We start from the raw sequence: 15,802 nt of genomic DNA, 5'->3' as shown, positions 1-15,802 counted from the left end.
CGAAGAATCAACCGGGAACGGTGGCTGGCTATTCCGGTGCCACGCAGGTGAAAAAGCCGACGGCCGCCCGACTCCCGAAGGAGCCGAACGGCCGAGGGTGACGCGCACGGGTGAACCCGAGTTGCGCGAGTACTAGCGCTGGTGTGAACGCGACTGTGCCGGGCGGGCACCGCCGGAGCGACCTGCCCCAGCCGAGCGTCCGCCACCGGCAGAGCCGCCGGGACGACCCTGGCCGCCGCTGCGCGATCCGCCCCCGGCGAAACCGCCGGTGCCGCGCGAAGCGCGCTTGCGCTGGGCATTGGCACCCGTCGAGCGTCCGCCACCCTGCGGCTGCGGGGCGCGGGGTGCGGGCTTCACGTAGGCCGCTGTCGGGCCAACGAGTGCGTTGACCTCGTCGGAGTCGGCGGTCACCGGGATGGGCGTCACCGCGATGGCGGCCTTGCGCAGGATTGCACCGAGGTCACGGCGCTGCTCGGGCAGGCAGATCGTGACGACCTGGCCCTCCGTACCGGCACGGGCCGTGCGGCCTGAGCGGTGCAGATACGCCTTGTGCTCCATCGGCGGGTCAACGTGTACTACCAGCTCAACGTTGTCTACGTGCACACCGCGAGCGGCGACATCGGTGGCTACGAGAACCTTGGTGCTGCCCGAGCCAAACGCGGCCAGGTTGCGGTCGCGCTGGTTCTGCGAGAGGTTTCCGTGCAGGTCCACGGCGGGTACTCCGGCATCGGTCAACTGCTTGGCAAGCTTTTTTGCGGCGTGCTTGGTGCGGGTGAAGAGGATACGACGACCGGTGCCCGAGGCGAGCTTCTTGATGAGGTCGCGCTTGGCGTCTGCCGAGGCCACCTCAAAGACGTTGTGGGTCATAGCGGCGACGGGGGAGTTGGCCTCGTCTACCGAGTGCATCACGGCATCCGTGAGGAACTTGCGCACAAGCTTGTCTACGCCGTTGTCGAGCGTTGCCGAGAACAGCAGCCGCTGTCCGTCGGAGGGTGTGGCCTCCATGATCCGGGTGACGCCGGGCAGGAAGCCCAGGTCGGCCATGTGATCGGCCTCGTCGAGGATGGTGATCTCGATCGCGTCAAGTTTGACGTGGCCCTGCTTCATCAGGTCTTCCAGGCGCCCCGGGCAGGCCACCACAATATCGACGCCACTGCGAAGGGCGTCTACCTGGCGGTTCTGGCTGACACCGCCGAAGATGGTGGTGGTGGTGAGGTTGTAGGCCTCCGCCAGGGGTGTAATGGTTGCGGCAATCTGGGTGGCCAGTTCGCGGGTGGGTGCGAGCACCAGGCCCAGCGGCCGGCCGGGGCGACGCTTGCCACCGGCGAGGGTGCCGCCGAGGCGGGAGACGAGAGGGAGGGCAAACGCAATGGTCTTACCGGAGCCGGTCTTCCCACGGCCCAGCACGTCGCGTCCCGTGAGGGTGTCCGGCAGGGTGTCCTGCTGGATGGGGAAGGCCTCGGTCTTGCCGTCTTTTTCCAGAACGGCCACGAGGGGCGCGGGAACGCCGAGGGCTGCAAAAGTTGATGTCATGTGTTGTGTATCCATTTTCTGTGCCGCCGCGTAGGCAGCACCAGTAACTCACGGGCGGGTTCGCGTCCCACGCCGAATGGCGTGGGACGCGGTGATGCGGTGCCGGGCGCACCAAAAGAGTGGTACGACAGGCGGTGGAGTGCTCGTGAGGTGTGGCAAAAGCGCGGGTTCGCGCATCCGTTCGCCGTAAGAAAGAGTCTGAACCGGTTTCCCGATAAAAGTATGCGTTCTACGACGCGGGCAACCTCATAGCGGTTGCTCAGTCAGTCACTGTACCCCATGTTTCTGAAAATTGGGTACTGTCCAGCACTTTTAGTGCGCAAAGGGTTGTTATTCGGATGCGGCCCGCCGCACCAGCCGTCGCTCCAGCGGGTCAATGGTCCGCTTTTCCCACGTGATCGCGTTGCCCGCGTGGAAGCCCCGCGCACACAGGCCACAGGAGAGCGGACGCGTCGGTGCACGGTAGCGGTAGTGCTCGTGGCCGACCGGGCAGACGCCGATGTAGGGGGCCAGCTCGTGCGCAGTCTCGCCGTCGTGGAGGCGGCGGCCCTCATAGCCGATCTCGACACATACGCGTTTCCATGCGGGACCGTGAGCCGCGGCGTGGCCGGCGATGGCGTGGGCAACCTCGTGCAGCAGGATCTGGTGGATCTCGTCATCCGTGTATTTCGCGGCCAGGTAGCGGGAGACTGTAATGCGTTTGGTGGTGTAGTTACACACGCCTGCCCGTCGTTTGGCGTTGTCGAAACCGAAGCTCCACTCAGACGGGTCGAGGTGCAGCGCAATCAGGGCATCGGCCCACACCCGTACACGGTTGAGTTCACTCATGGCGTGCTCCCCCTTTTCTGTTACACCTGGAAGATATTGCGCCCGGGCGGGGGTGAGGGGATGGCGGTGGCATCCGTGACGATCGGCGCGGAAGCCGCAAAGGCGGCGAGTTCGTTACCCGTGAGGATCTTGGCAGGGTGGGGTCCGCCGGCCAGCAGCCGGGGCATCCACTCGACCCCTGGGTCAACCACTGAGGCCATGAGTACCACGTTGCCAAAGCGGCGGCCCTTGAGGATTTGTGCCTCGGCCAGTGCGCTCACCTGGGGGAAGAGAGAGCGCAGGGTAGCGACCTGTGAACGGGCGAAGGCGAGGCCGGGGCCGTCGGCCACATTGACCACGATGATACCGCGCGGTGACAGAAAAGGGAGTAGAAGTTGGTAGAACTCGCGGCTCGTCACGTGTGCGGGTGTCCGGGCTCCCGAGAAGATATCGACCACGATCAGGTCTACGTTGTTCCTGAGACCGGCTGGCAGCTTGCCCACAACTGTGCGGGCGTCACCGTGACGCACCCGGATGGCCGCACGCTGGGGGAGGGGCAGCTCTCGGCGGACAAGCTCCACGAGGTCGCTTTCCAATTCGATGACCTGTTGGCGTGAGCCGGGCCGGGTCGCCTCGACATAGCGGGGGAGCGTGAACGCGCCGCCGCCCAGGTGCAGGGCGGTGAGGGGTTCGCCGGGAAGCCCGATCAGGTCAATCACGTGACCCATCCGCTGAACATACTCAAAAAAAAGCTGGCTCGGGTCGTCCAGGTTGACGTGAGACTGGGGGGTGCCATCCACCACCAGCTGATATGAACCGGGCACAAAGCGGTCCTTCTCGATGTGGGCGAGGTAGCCGCTCACGCTCAATCGTTGCTCCGGGTTCGCATTCACCCCTCGACTCTACGTGAGGCTGCGGGATGCTCGCACAGCGAGAACAGTTCCGTCCCCCATATATTTCTGCGCTTGCCTTGATCACTCGCATATTAAGTTCTATCCTCGAACTGTTCTGATCGTTCTGACCTTCGGGCCACTATCGACCGGGACCGGCGGTGTGGAGAGTAGGGGCTCAACACCGCCGTACACCTCTGTGGAGGAGAGTTCTACAAGGCCCTCGGGATCATCGCCCGGGAGGCACCGCCCGCGTCAATACCGGAGAATCCCTGAGAGGTCAATATCAGGGGTGGACACCGCTGTTTTGAGCACCTATAGTTGATAGTTGCGCTCCCGGACACCCTGCCTTCATATTGCGGTCGGCTTTTCGTTCTCGTTCCACTAAGCGAGATGACCATATTGTCTGACGAGTCTTCCCAAAAATTACACCAGTGAAACGGCCCGACGGGGCCCACGGAGGTTATTTCCTTGGCTGCTGCGCGCAACGCATCCACCAGTATCACGCCCAAGAACGGCCGCTTGCACCAGCGGCTCTCGTTCGCCAAGATTAGCGACACGCTGACCGCTCCAGATCTGCTTGCACTGCAGACAGAGAGCTTCGATTGGCTCGTCGGAAGCGAGGCGTGGAAGACACGCGTCGCCGAGGCTAAGAAAGCGGGGCGCGACGACCTCGCCACCCGCAACGGCCTTGAGGAGATCTTTGAGGAGATCTCCCCGATCGAAGACAACGGCGGCACGATGCAGCTCTCGTTCAAGGACCCATTCCTTGACGAGCAGAAGTACTCGATTGACGAGTGTAAGGAGCGCGGTAAGACATACTCTGCCCCGCTCTATGTGGAGGCCGAGTTCTTCCACAAAGAGACCCAGGTTTTCAAGAACCAGACCGTCTACATGGGCGATTTCCCGCTCATGACTGAGCGCGGCACCTTCATCATCAACGGCACCGAGCGTGTTGTGGTGTCGCAGCTGGTGCGAAGCCCCGGTGTCTACTTCGAGCGGGTTCAGGAGAAGACGAGCGATAAGGATGTCTTCACCGCACGTATTATCCCCAGCCGTGGAGCCTGGCTGGAGTTCGAGATCGACAAGCGCGACCACGTTGGTGTGCGTATCGACCGTAAGCGTAAGCAGTCCGTCACCGTGTTCCTGAAGGCGCTGGGTATGACCAGCGAAGAGATCCTTGAAGAGTACAAGGGCTACGAGTCCATCGAGATCACCCTGGAGAAGGACAACGTCCTCACCCAGGAGGAAGCTCTCAAGGACATCTATCGCAAGCAGCGTCCCGGTGAGCAGGTTGCCATTGAGGCCGCGCGCTCGCTGCTCGACAACTCCTACTTCAACGAGAAGCGTTACGATCTCGCCAAGGTGGGTCGCTACAAGATCAACCGCAAGCTCGGTCTTGAGGCTCCTCTCTCCGACTCGGTGCTCTCGCTGGAGGACATCGTCGCCACGATCAAGTACCTGGTTGCTCTGCACAACGGAGATGCCACTTTTGCTGGCACCCGCGAGGGCAAAGCCGTTGACATCCGCCTCGACACCGACGACATCGACCACTTTGGTAACCGTCGTATCCGTGCCGTTGGCGAGTTGATCCAGAACCAGGTCCGCACCGGTCTGAGCCGGATGGAGCGCGTGGTGCGCGAACGGATGACCACGCAGGACATCGAGGCGATCACGCCCAACACCCTGATCAACACACGCCCCGTGCTGGCCGCGATCAAGGAGTTCTTCGGGACGAGCCAGCTGTCGCAGTTCATGGACCAGAACAACCCGCTCGCGGGTCTGACCCACAAGCGTCGCCTCTCAGCCCTCGGGCCCGGTGGTCTATCGCGTGAGCGTGCCGGCGTCGAGGTTCGAGACGTGCACCCCAGCCACTACGGCCGCATGTGCCCCATCGAGACCCCGGAAGGCCCGAACATTGGTCTGATCGGCTCGCTGGCCACTTTCGCCCGCATTAACTCTTTTGGTTTCATTGAGACCCCGTATCGTCGTGTTGTGGACGGTGTGGTCACCGATCACATCGACTACCTCACCGCTCACGAGGAGGACGAGTTCCTGGTTGCCCAGGCCAATGCTCCTCTCACGGCAGAGGGTCGCTTCGCCGAAGACTTGGTTCTTGCTCGTCCCCAGGGTTCTGAGGTTGTGCTGGTTGACGCGAACCGCGTTGATTACATGGACGTTTCGCCCCGTCAGATGGTGTCCGTCGCGACCTCGCTCATCCCCTTCCTGGAGCATGACGATGCGAACCGTGCCCTTATGGGTGCCAATATGCAGCGTCAGGCTGTGCCGCTCGTGCGCAGCGAAAGCCCCGTCGTCGGAACCGGTATGGAGGGCTTCGCGGCCATCGATGCCGGTGACGTCATCACCGCCGAAAAGGCCGGTGTTGTCTCGGAGGTTTCGGCCGACGTCGTTACCGTGCAGCTCGACGAGGGCGGCTCGAAGAGCTACTACCTGCGCAAGTTTGACCGCTCTAACCAGGGCACGTCGTACAACCACCGCGTCATCGTCAAGGCTGGCGAGCGTGTCGAGGTCGGCGAGGTGATTGCTGACGGTCCCGCGACCGAGAACGGCGAGCTGGCCCTCGGTAAGAACCTGCTTGTTGCCTTCATGTCGTGGGAGGGTCACAACTTCGAGGACGCTATCATCCTCAGCCAGAACCTGGTTAAGGACGACACGCTCTCCTCGATTCACATCGAGGAATACGATGTGGATGCCCGCGATACCAAGCTCGGTAAGGAAGAGATCACGCGCGATCTGCCCAACGCATCCGTGGAGGCCCTGAAGGATCTCGACGAGCGCGGCATCATCCGCATCGGTGCCGAGGTTCGCCCCGGCGATATCCTCGTTGGCAAGGTCACACCCAAGGGTGAAACCGAGCTGAGCGCCGAGGAGCGCCTGCTGCGCGCCATCTTCAACGAGAAGAGCCGCGAGGTTCGTGACACGAGCCTCAAGGTTCCGCACGGTGTTGCGGGTACCGTCATCGCCGTCAAGGTGTTCGACACCGAGCAGGATGACGAGCTCGGCTCGGGAGTCAACCAGCGTGTTGTCGTGTACATCGCCCAGAAGCGTAAGATCACCGAGGGTGACAAACTTGCTGGACGCCACGGAAACAAGGGTGTCATCTCCAAGATTCTGCCGGTTGAGGACATGCCGTTCCTTGCGGACGGAACCCCGGTTGACGTCATCCTGAACCCGCTCGGTATCCCCGGCCGAATGAACTTCGGACAGGTTCTGGAGATTCACCTCGGCTGGATTGCCAAGCAGGGCTGGAACGTGGAGGGTCTGCCCGAGTGGGCTGCCAACCTGCCGAAGGAAGCCTTCAGCGCCGAGCCCAACACGAAGGTTGCGACCCCGGTGTTTGACGGTGCCACTGAGGAAGAGATCGCGGGTCTGCTTGACTCGACGAACGTCACCCGCGATGGCGAGCGTTTGATCGGTTCCTCCGGTAAGACCCAACTCTTTGATGGTCGCTCCGGCGAGCCGTACCCGATGCCCGTTTCGGTCGGTTACATGTACATCCTCAAGCTGCACCACCTGGTAGACGATAAGATTCACGCCCGGTCAACCGGACCGTACTCCATGATTACCCAGCAGCCGCTGGGTGGTAAGGCACAGTTCGGTGGGCAGCGCTTTGGTGAGATGGAGGTGTGGGCACTTGAGGCATACGGTGCCGCCTACGCCCTCCAGGAGCTTCTTACGGTCAAGTCGGATGACATCCTCGGCCGTGTGAAGGTCTATGAGGCCATCGTGAAGGGTGAGAACATTCCGGAGCCTGGCGTTCCGGAGTCGTTCCGAGTGTTGATGAAGGAAATGCAGTCACTCTGCTTGAACGTTGAGGTTCTGGGTGCCGATGGTACCGCCGTGAACCTGCGTGATACGGATGATGAGGCCCACCGCACCGCGGAGGAGCTCGGCATTAACCTGTCCAGCCGCTTTGAGTCGTCCACGATCGACGAAATCTAAGCCGCAACCAGACACTAGAAGATTTCTTTTCAAGGAGAAAAATTGCTCGACGCAACAACTTTTGACGAGCTTCAGATCCGTCTGGCCACGGCCGAGGATATTCGCCGTTGGTCATACGGTGAAGTAAAGAAGCCCGAAACGATTAACTACCGCACCCTGAAGCCCGAGAAGGACGGCCTGTTCGGCGAACAGATCTTCGGACCGAGCCGCGACTGGGAGTGCTCGTGTGGCAAGTACAAGCGCGTTCGCTTTAAGGGCATCGTGTGTGAGCGCTGTGGCGTGGAGGTCACCAAGTCCTCCGTTCGTCGTGAGCGCATGGGCCACATTGAGCTCGCCGCACCCGTGACCCACATCTGGTACTTCAAGGGCGTTCCCTCGCGTTTGGGTTACCTGCTTGATATGGCCCCGAAAGACCTGGAGAAGGTCATATACTTCGCGGCCTACATGGTCATCGACATTGATGAAGAGGGCCGTCACGAGGATATGCCCGGCCTGGAGAACGAGCTCCGTCTGGAGTTGAAGACGCTGGGTGATCAGCGTGATTCCTCCATCGGCGAGCGTCAGCAGCAGGCCGAGCGCGACCTCGCTGCGCTTGAGACTGAGGGGGCAAAGGCCGACCAGAAGCGTCGTGCCCGCGACTCTGCCGACAAGGAAATGGCTCAGATCCGCAAGAGCTACGACGAGGATATTGCTCGCCTGGAGCGCGTGTGGGAAGAGTTCCGCACCCTCAAGGTGGGAGACCTCAAGCCCGAGGATTCGGTTTTCAATGAACTCGTTGACCGCTTCGGCAGCTACTTCGAGGCCTACATGGGCGCCGAGTCGATCAAGAAGCGTCTCGAGGCGTTTGACCTGCAGGCTGAGGCCGACACGCTGCACGTGCAGATTGCTGAGGGCAAGGGTCAGAAGAAGATCCGTGCCATCAAGCGACTGAAGGTCGTGAACTCCTTCCTGCAGACCGGTGGCAGCCCCGCGTCGATGGTGCTGGATGTTGTGCCGGTCATCCCGCCGGAGCTGCGCCCCATGGTCCAGCTGGACGGTGGCCGTTTTGCGACCTCCGACCTTAACGACCTGTACCGCCGCGTGATTAACCGCAACAACCGTCTGCGTCGTCTGCTCGATCTCGGTGCCCCCGAGATCATTGTGAATAACGAGAAGCGGATGCTGCAGGAGGCCGTTGACGCCCTGTTCGACAACGGTCGTCGTGGCCGCCCCGTCACGGGCACCGGCAACCGTGCCCTGAAATCCCTCAGCGACATGCTGAAGGGTAAGCAGGGTCGCTTCCGTCAGAACCTGCTGGGTAAGCGGGTTGACTACTCGGGCCGTTCGGTGATTATCGTCGGTCCCCAGCTCAAGCTGCACCAGTGTGGTCTGCCCAAGCAGATGGCTCTGGAGCTGTTCAAGCCGTTCGTGATTAAGCGCCTGATTGACCTGAGCCACGCTCAGAACATCAAAGCTGCTAAGCGCATGGTAGAGCGCAGTCGCCCCCAGGTGTGGGATGTTCTCGAAGAGATCATCCGGGAGCGCCCGGTACTGCTGAACCGTGCCCCCACGCTGCACCGTCTGGGTATCCAGGCGTTTGAGCCCCAGCTGGTAGAGGGCAAGGCTATCCAGCTGCACCCGCTCGTGTGTGCGGCGTTTAACGCCGACTTCGATGGTGACCAGATGGCGGTACACCTGCCCCTCTCGGTGGAGGCCCAGGCCGAGGCGCGCATCCTGATGCTCGCGTCGAACAACATCCTCAAGCCCTCGGACGGTCGCCCCGTAACCCTACCCACGCAGGACATGATTATCGGGCTGCATCACCTCACCACCCTCAAGGATGGCGTGGTTGGTGAGGGCCGTGCGTTCTCCTCCGTTGCCGAGGCCATCCTGGCCAAGGATCAGGGTTCGCTTGACCTCAACGCCCAGGTGCGTATTCGTCTCTCCGATGTGGTCTTCACCGAGGAAAACGCCCCCAAGAACTACGTTCCCGGCAAGCCCGTGATCGTGGACACCACCCTGGGTCGCGCGCTCTTCAATGAGGCTCTGCCCGCCGACTACCCGTACTTCGAAGAAGTCGCCGACAAGGGCGCGCTCTCGCAGCTGGTCAATGACCTGGCCGAGCGCTACCCCAAGGTGGAGGTTGCCGCCACGCTGGACCGCATCAAGGATGCCGGTTTCTACTGGGCGACCCGCTCCGGTGTGACGGTTGCTCTTTCCGATGTGCTCACGCCCTCCAATAAAAAGGAGATCGTTGCGGGTTACGAGAAGCAGGCTGCTAAGGTTCAGGCGCAGTTTGATAAGGGTCTGACGACCGATGTCGAGCGTCGCCGCGAGCTCGTTGATATCTGGACCAAAGCCACAGACGAGGTTGCCGCAGCGATGCGGGCCGCGTTCCCCACCGACAACACCATCAACCGTATGGTGTCTTCCGGTGCCCGTGGTAACTGGCTGCAGATCCGTAACATCGCGGGTATGCGTGGTCTCGTGAACAACCCGAAGGGTGAGATCATCCCTCGTCCGATTATCTCGTCGTACCGTGAGGGTCTTTCGGTTGCCGAGTACTTCATCGCGACGCACGGTGCGCGTAAGGGTCTGGCTGACACCGCCCTTCGTACCGCCGACTCGGGATACCTCACGCGTCGTCTGGTAGACGTTTCGCAGGATGTCATCATCCGTGAGGAAGACTGTGGCACGCGCCGCGGCCTGGAGCTGCCGATTGCGGCCGTGGTTGACGGTGTGCTGACGCGCGACTCCAACGTCGAAAACTCGGTGTACGCCCGTACGCTCGCATCCGACACCGAGGATGCCTCGGGCAACGTTGTTGCCACGGCTGGTGCCGATGTGGGCGACGTGCTGATCGACGAGCTCGTCGCGAAGGGTGTTGAGCTGATCAAGGTTCGCTCGGTGCTCACGTGTGAGTCTGCCGTGGGTGTGTGTGCGGCCTGCTACGGTCGCTCGCTCGCAACGGGTAAGCGCGTTGATATCGGTGAGGCTGTCGGTATTATTGCGGCCCAGTCGATTGGTGAGCCCGGAACCCAGCTGACGATGCGTACCTTCCACACGGGTGGTTCGGCATCGGCGGACGACATCACCCAGGGTCTGCCCCGCGTCCAGGAGCTCTTCGAGGCCCGTACCCCCAAGGGTGCGTCGCCCATCGCGGAGGCCGCTGGTCGTGTGGTGATTGAGGACACCGATAAGAGCCGTAAGATCATCCTCACCCCGGACGATGGAACCGAAGAGAAGGCCTACCCGGTTCTCAAGCGTGCCACCCTCATCATTGAGGATGGCGACCACGTTGAGCTGGGCCAGCCCTTCATCTCGGGAACCCTCGACCCCAAGGACGTCCTTCAGGTGGGTACGACTGAGAACGGCAAGCACATCCCCGGTGAGCGTGCCGTTCAGAAGTACCTCGTTGAGGGCGTGCAGGGCGTTTACCGCTCGCAGGGTGTGCCGATCCACGATAAGCACATTGAGGTTATTGTTCGCCAGATGCTGCGCAAGGTGACCGTGGTTGACCACGGTGAGACCGACCTGCTGCCCGGTGAGCTGGTTGACCGGTCGCGTTACGCCCAGTTGAACCGTGAGGCTCTACTGGACGGTAAGCGTGCCGCGACGGCTCGCCCCGAGGTCATGGGTATCACCAAGGCGTCGCTCGCGACCGAGTCGTGGCTGTCTGCAGCCTCCTTCCAGGAGACGACTCGCGTGCTCACCCAGGCCGCGATGGAGGGTCGTCGTGACCCGCTCATCGGCCTCAAGGAGAACGTCATCATCGGAAAGCTGATCCCGGCCGGTACCGGCCTGGAGCGCTACCGTAACGTTACGGTCGAGGCAACGGAAGAGGCCAAGGCCGAGCGTTACCCGAACCGCATCTTTGTGGATGACGCCAGCTTCGATGAGACGGACCTCTCGTTTGTTGATTTCGAGAGCTTCACCTCGGACGAATTCAACCCGGGTACCTACAACTAACTGGTAGGCCCACGCAGGCTCCCCGCCCGTCACACGAGTGATCGGCGGGGAGCCTGCGTCGTTAACGAAAATTCTTTTGGAAAAATGCCCAATCGAGATGCGCTCGGGGCCAGAACCTGTTACTTTATAGATATGTGGGCTGGTCGGGGGGTCAGCCCACATTCCTGTTAAGGCGTTTTCTCGCTCACCGCGGGGTTTTTGCCCGTGGTCACTCCGCCAGACTCAACGCGATTCCGTCGAGAATATCGTGCTCGCTCGTCATCACGGTGTTCAATTCCCCGCCCTGTGCGGCCACGCGGGCGCGTACCCGCTCAATCACGTCGGCCCAGATGAGCGCACCCGTTCCGATGATGTCGATCCGTCCTGGATGCACGTAAGGGAGCGCCGCGAGCGAGCCCCGGTCGAGCGTCTCCAGATCGTGACACGCCGCCAGGGTGGCGTCCACGTCGATGACACAGCCGTCAAGTGCCTTCGAGTCGTAGGCGGGCAGCCGGAGGGCGTGTGCGGCCACCGTGGTGACCGTGCCAGCCACACCGATGAGGGTCCGGGCCTGGCCGAGGTGCACGAGGGCTTCGGCCCGGTCGATGGCCGCCTCGATGTCGGCGCGGATGCTCGTGCGCCGTAGCGCCGTATCCGTGATCCCCAGGTGGCGTTCGGTGAGGCGCACGCTACCGATGTCCATGGAGTGCGCTGCGGTCACACGGTCGGTGCCGAGTACCAGTTCGGTGGAGCCGCCGCCCAGGTCGGCGACGAGGTAGGGTCCCGGCTGGTCCCGCGCCGCGCCGCTGATGGCACCCACAAACGACAGCTGAGCCTCCTGCTCGCCGCTGATAACTTCGGGTTCGACACCGAGGGCCGCAACCACGCCCGCGATAAATGTCTCGCGGTTGCGCGCATCCCGGGTGGCTGAGGTGGCGACAAATCGTACCCGTTGGCAGTCGTGTGCGGCGATCAGTCGCGCATAGTCCTCGGTGGCCTCCACCGTGCGGGCCAGTGCATCGGGGTGGAATTCGCCGGTGCGATCCACGCCGTAGCCGAGCCGTACCACGCGCGATTCCCGCACAATATCGGTGAGTTGTGGGAGCCCATCTGATGCGCTGGCCGGTGTGACGGTCGAGATAAGCAGTCGGATGGAGTTAGTTCCGCAATCAATGGCGGCCACAGTTGTCATACAACAATGATGCCATCCGGATGCGGTGGGGGCCGACGCTGCGGGTTGTTGTTATTCGTCTTCCGGGTTTTCCCAGGGCCAGCGCGGACGGGTCCGGTCGGTGAACGCGTGGCGGGCCAGAATAGCCCAGTAGGTTACGGCTCCGAGGAACCCGAGGGGAATGAACCAGAGCAGATAGAGACTCGCAAACGTTTCCTCCGGAGGCAGGGTGAAGATTATCCCGATCATGGCTGCCAGTAGGTAGGCACCCACCCCGGTAAAGAGGGCGAGTAGCCAGGGAAATGTGTGCGTTCCGGCGCGGATTCCGCTGCCGACCACGGTGAGGCAGAGTGCCATCACGGCAAGGGCGGACACGATCATCAGCGGCCCGGCTGCGGCGGAAATGTCGTCGGAGGAGATCGGGTCGGAGTCGGAGAGCAGTGCGGTGAATCCCCAGGCGGGGATGATCACGGCCCCGAGGAGTATCGTGACCATCCCCACCAGGACGGTAGCGTAGCGGCGCAGCTCGGTGTCCCGGGATTCGGCCATCAGCTAATCGACGATCACGACGGATTGTCGGAGCGGGGATGCCGCAAGCCGCTCCTCGTAGTCGGCGAGTTCTTCCGCGTTGGCGCGCTTGATTTTGCGCCCGCGGGCAGCAATCCAGGCCCCGAACCATGCGCTCATCTCGCGGGCGGCGACGCCGGCCAGGATCGTGAAGGGGGAGAGAAAGAGCACCTCAGGGTGGTCGAGGGCTGCGCGCGGGCCCATATGGATGAGCCCCTCCGAGAAGAGGAGCCCGCCGGTGGCCGCCCCGTAAACGAGGATGCCTACGATGAGGCCGCCGAGTACATAGGCCCACCAGCCCGCCCGGTTTGCGATCAGAACGAGCAGCAGCAGCCCAATAAAGAATGCGGCAACGGGGGCAATGTAGGCGGGGGTGACGAGGTAGTCGGTGATTCGGGTGAGGAAGCTTGCCGCGGTGGTCACCGGCGCGTAGAGCGCGGCGACGATTCCGGCGTAGAGGAGGGCAAAGCCGAGCGTGGCGAGGAGGGTGATCCAGGCCCCGGCACCCCGGTTGCCGCGGAGCTCGGGGGCGCTCGGGGCCTGCACGTACAGCGGTGCGATGGGGCTGTCCGCGGGGATGGTGAGTGCGTCTGCGGGGATTTCGGCGACCACAATGGGTTCTGCGGCTCCTGCCGGTGCGGCGAGGGGCTCCGCGCTCGGTGCGGCTGAGGGCAGACCGGCGAGCGGGTCGGTCCCGATCAGGGGTGAGCCGCTGGTGGCCTCGGACGCGGGGTGTGCTGCCGGTGCGAGCCCCGGGGAAGTCATCGGCCCAGAGTCGGCCGTGGCCGCGGGTACATCGGTGGGTGCGAGCAGATCGTCCAGACTCACCTCGTCGCGAGCCTCGTGCTCCCCTTCGTCCGAGGGGCCAGGATGTGCCGCCGGCCCGGGGGAGTTTTTCTTCTCGGTGGGGTCAGCGGAGAGGCCGAGCCCGCTGGGTAGCCCAATCGCACCGGTTGCTGACACGGGCTCGTAGTTAGTCTGGCTCTCGGAGCGGGGTCGGGGGTCCACCTGTGCGGCTGCACTCGAGGGGGTGAGGTCGTCGCGACGTACACGCTTGAGGGCTTCCGCGAGACGGTCATCCGATACATAGCCGTCGTCTTCTGGTGATGGTGAGTCCGGCGTGGGATTCTTATCGTCACTCATATTGCTTACCCCTTTAACTCGCATGGTGCGGTTTCCTGAGCGTCACTTTAGCAATATTCGCTGATATTACGCGGATATTTTCCGGCATGTGTGTTCCCCGTCCGTCCGGATCGGAGCGGGGAGACGCCGTGTGCCCCTCGCTTCGGATGGGGCACACGGCGGCGGCCGGGTGCGAGCCTACTTCTTAGTGAGCGTTGCCGCGTAGTCGGGCACGTAGCGTTGGGAGTGCAGCGGTGGTCGCTCGTAGCCGCCGGGTGCGGGTCGTGGTGGAATTTCCACCGCGGGCAGGGGCACGTGACTGTACGGGATCTGCGACAGGATGTGCGCCATCACATTGATGCGGGAGGAGCGTTTGTCGTCACTCTCCACGGTCCACCAGGGTGAAGCCTCGGTGCTCGTACGGTCAAACATCACGTCTTTGGCTTTGGAGTAGTCTTCCCACCGGGAAATGGACTGGACATCCATATCCGAGAGCTTCCACTGGCGCATGGGGTCGTCGCGGCGCGAGCGGAAGCGGCGTTCCTGCTCCATATCCGAGACGGAGAACCAATACTTCAGCAGAATAATGCCGTCATCGAGCAGCATTTGCTCAAAAGTGGGGGTCTGGTCCATGAATCGTTCGTACTGTTCGTCGGTGCAGAACCCCATCACGCGCTCGACTCCGGCGCGGTTGTACCAGGAGCGGTCCATCAGTACGATCTCACCGGCCGAGGGCAGATGGGCTACGTAGCGCTGGTAGTACCAGCGACTCTGGTCGCGCTGGCTGGGGGCGGGTAGGGCCACGATGCGGGCGTACCGGGGGTTGAGATACTCTGAGACACGCTTGATAGCGGATCCCTTGCCTGCGGCATCTCGGCCCTCAAAGATGATCACCACACGCGAGTGTGTGGCGCGCACCCACTGCTGGAGCGCGACAAGTTCGGTTTGTAGTCGTCGGAGCTCCGTTTCGTAGCGTTTCTTGGGCATCCGTTTAACCTGGGTCATTGTCCGTGCTTTCTTTGGGTGGTGCCTCTCCACGGTTAAAACCTACCGGCAAACGCCCTCCTTCCGAGACGTTAGGGTCACGGAGTTATCCACAATCATCGGTGTTGGCTTGGCCGCGGGGGATGCTGTCGGTACCGTTGATGTATGGCCGAAGACAGCACCGAAGCGCGCGTTTCTGCGGCCGTCGATGCGTGGCTGCGCTGGCTCCCGCGGTGGGAGCCGTCCTCATTTCGCTCGCGTGGGCGGCTGTGTCGCCGATGCTACAACTCGCCGATGGTGCGCGCCGCCGGCATGGATGTCGATGTGCCGCACCAGGTTCAGCATGCGCTCGTCAGTCGGCTACAGCGCATTATTGACAAGATGGTGAACGAATATACCGAGGCGCATCTGCCCCTGTTGCAGCAGGAACTGGCTGAGGCGGAGGCGATTCGCACGCCGGCCGGATACCACCCCACGGAGGGGCTTGATCCGGAGTACGAGGGGATCGAGCTCGACCCTGAGCCTGATCCGGGGCAGCCCTTCCTGTTCACTCTCGCCAGCATGGCAGAGGAGGTGCCGCCACCGCCGGATCCGCGCCCACCTCTCACGGAGGAGCAAAAAGTTGCCCTCCGGGCCGACATGGTGCGCGCAGATCGGTGTGCTCAGGGGGCGGGGCAGGAGGTCTGTCGGGCGGTTGCCACGCATTCAGGGCGTATCCGCCACGCCATCGCCACCTGTGTCGAGCCGCAGATTCAAGCAATGCTCGACGAACTCACCAACTCGTTGGAGTTTCCCCCGGCGCACTAGGTTGGTGTGATTGATCGTTAGCGACTCAGAG

The 15,802-nt window shown here is 62.6% G+C and carries 10 protein-coding genes; 3 read left to right on the top strand and 7 right to left on the bottom strand.

What is annotated here, in order from left to right:
- Nucleotides 1-132: 132 nt before the first annotated feature.
- The 3 genes from FB466_RS02955 to FB466_RS02945 form a co-directional block, all read right to left on the bottom strand.
- Complete coding sequence (locus tag FB466_RS02955; RefSeq protein WP_141915710.1) at nt 133-1,533, bottom strand: DEAD/DEAH box helicase; 1,401 nt, start codon at nt 1,531-1,533, stop codon at nt 133-135.
- A 330-nt stretch (nt 1,534-1,863) separates the two neighbouring features.
- On the bottom strand, nt 1,864-2,361 hold the full coding sequence (locus FB466_RS02950; protein ID WP_141915708.1) for a SprT-like domain-containing protein: 498 nt from the start codon (nt 2,359-2,361) through the stop codon (nt 1,864-1,866).
- A gap of 20 nt (nt 2,362-2,381) precedes the next feature.
- Entirely contained in the window at nt 2,382-3,233 is an 852-nt protein-coding gene (locus tag FB466_RS02945; RefSeq protein ID WP_141915706.1) for a spermidine synthase, read from the bottom strand.
- 468 nt (nt 3,234-3,701) lie between these two features.
- Here FB466_RS02945 and rpoB point away from each other — a divergent pair, with 468 nt between their 5' ends.
- Together rpoB and FB466_RS02935 are read left to right on the top strand one after the other, a co-directional pair.
- Nucleotides 3,702-7,193 carry a DNA-directed RNA polymerase subunit beta gene (gene rpoB, locus FB466_RS02940; protein ID WP_141915705.1) on the top strand — a complete coding sequence of 1,164 codons (3,492 nt, stop codon included), beginning with the start codon at nt 3,702-3,704 and terminating at the stop codon, nt 7,191-7,193.
- A 42-nt stretch (nt 7,194-7,235) separates the two neighbouring features.
- Nucleotides 7,236-11,141, top strand: a complete 3,906-nt coding sequence (locus FB466_RS02935) for a DNA-directed RNA polymerase subunit beta' (protein ID WP_141915703.1) — start codon at nt 7,236-7,238, stop codon at nt 11,139-11,141.
- 208 nt (nt 11,142-11,349) lie between these two features.
- Here the strand turns inward: FB466_RS02935 and FB466_RS02930 are convergent, their stop codons facing one another.
- The 4 genes from FB466_RS02930 to ppk2 all read right to left on the bottom strand — a co-directional run bounded on the left by FB466_RS02930 (nt 11,350) and on the right by ppk2 (nt 14,985).
- Nucleotides 11,350-12,312 carry a Ppx/GppA phosphatase family protein gene (locus tag FB466_RS02930; RefSeq protein WP_141915701.1) on the bottom strand — a complete coding sequence of 321 codons (963 nt, stop codon included), beginning with the start codon at nt 12,310-12,312 and terminating at the stop codon, nt 11,350-11,352.
- Between the two features lie 51 nt (nt 12,313-12,363).
- Complete coding sequence (locus FB466_RS02925; RefSeq protein WP_141915699.1) at nt 12,364-12,840, bottom strand: hypothetical protein; 477 nt, start codon at nt 12,838-12,840, stop codon at nt 12,364-12,366.
- A gap of 3 nt (nt 12,841-12,843) precedes the next feature.
- Nucleotides 12,844-14,001 (bottom strand): hypothetical protein, encoded by a 1,158-nt coding sequence (locus FB466_RS02920; RefSeq protein WP_141915698.1) that lies wholly within the window; start codon nt 13,999-14,001, stop codon nt 12,844-12,846.
- A 177-nt stretch (nt 14,002-14,178) separates the two neighbouring features.
- A complete protein-coding gene (gene ppk2, locus FB466_RS02915; RefSeq protein ID WP_246054503.1) occupies nt 14,179-14,985 on the bottom strand; it encodes a polyphosphate kinase 2 in 807 nt (268 codons plus the stop codon).
- A gap of 144 nt (nt 14,986-15,129) precedes the next feature.
- Between ppk2 and FB466_RS02910 the strand changes: the two genes are divergently transcribed.
- A complete protein-coding gene (locus tag FB466_RS02910) occupies nt 15,130-15,771 on the top strand; it encodes a spermidine/putrescine ABC transporter substrate-binding protein (RefSeq protein ID WP_141915696.1) in 642 nt (213 codons plus the stop codon).
- Nucleotides 15,772-15,802: the final 31 nt, after the last annotated feature.

Origin of the sequence: Klugiella xanthotipulae (genome assembly GCF_006716695.1) — a bacterium.
GTDB lineage: Bacteria > Actinomycetota > Actinomycetes > Actinomycetales > Microbacteriaceae > Klugiella > Klugiella xanthotipulae.
Note: the sequence above shows the minus strand (reverse complement) of the source record. Positions and strands in the feature narration are given on the sequence as shown.

What these genes read in the sequence shown, in the direction of transcription:
- FB466_RS02955 (WP_141915710.1), bottom strand. Translation starts at nt 1,533, where the DNA reads ATGACATCAACTTTTGCAGCCCTCGGCGTTCCCGCGCCCCTCGTGGCC.
- FB466_RS02950 (WP_141915708.1), bottom strand. Translation starts at nt 2,361, where the DNA reads ATGAGTGAACTCAACCGTGTACGGGTGTGGGCCGATGCCCTGATTGCG.
- FB466_RS02930 (WP_141915701.1), bottom strand. Translation starts at nt 12,312, where the DNA reads ATGACAACTGTGGCCGCCATTGATTGCGGAACTAACTCCATCCGACTG.
- FB466_RS02925 (WP_141915699.1), bottom strand. Translation starts at nt 12,840, where the DNA reads ATGGCCGAATCCCGGGACACCGAGCTGCGCCGCTACGCTACCGTCCTG.
- FB466_RS02920 (WP_141915698.1), bottom strand. Translation starts at nt 14,001, where the DNA reads ATGAGTGACGATAAGAATCCCACGCCGGACTCACCATCACCAGAAGAC.
- ppk2 (WP_246054503.1), bottom strand. Translation starts at nt 14,985, where the DNA reads ATGACCCAGGTTAAACGGATGCCCAAGAAACGCTACGAAACGGAGCTC.
- FB466_RS02910 (WP_141915696.1), top strand. Translation starts at nt 15,130, where the DNA reads ATGGCCGAAGACAGCACCGAAGCGCGCGTTTCTGCGGCCGTCGATGCG.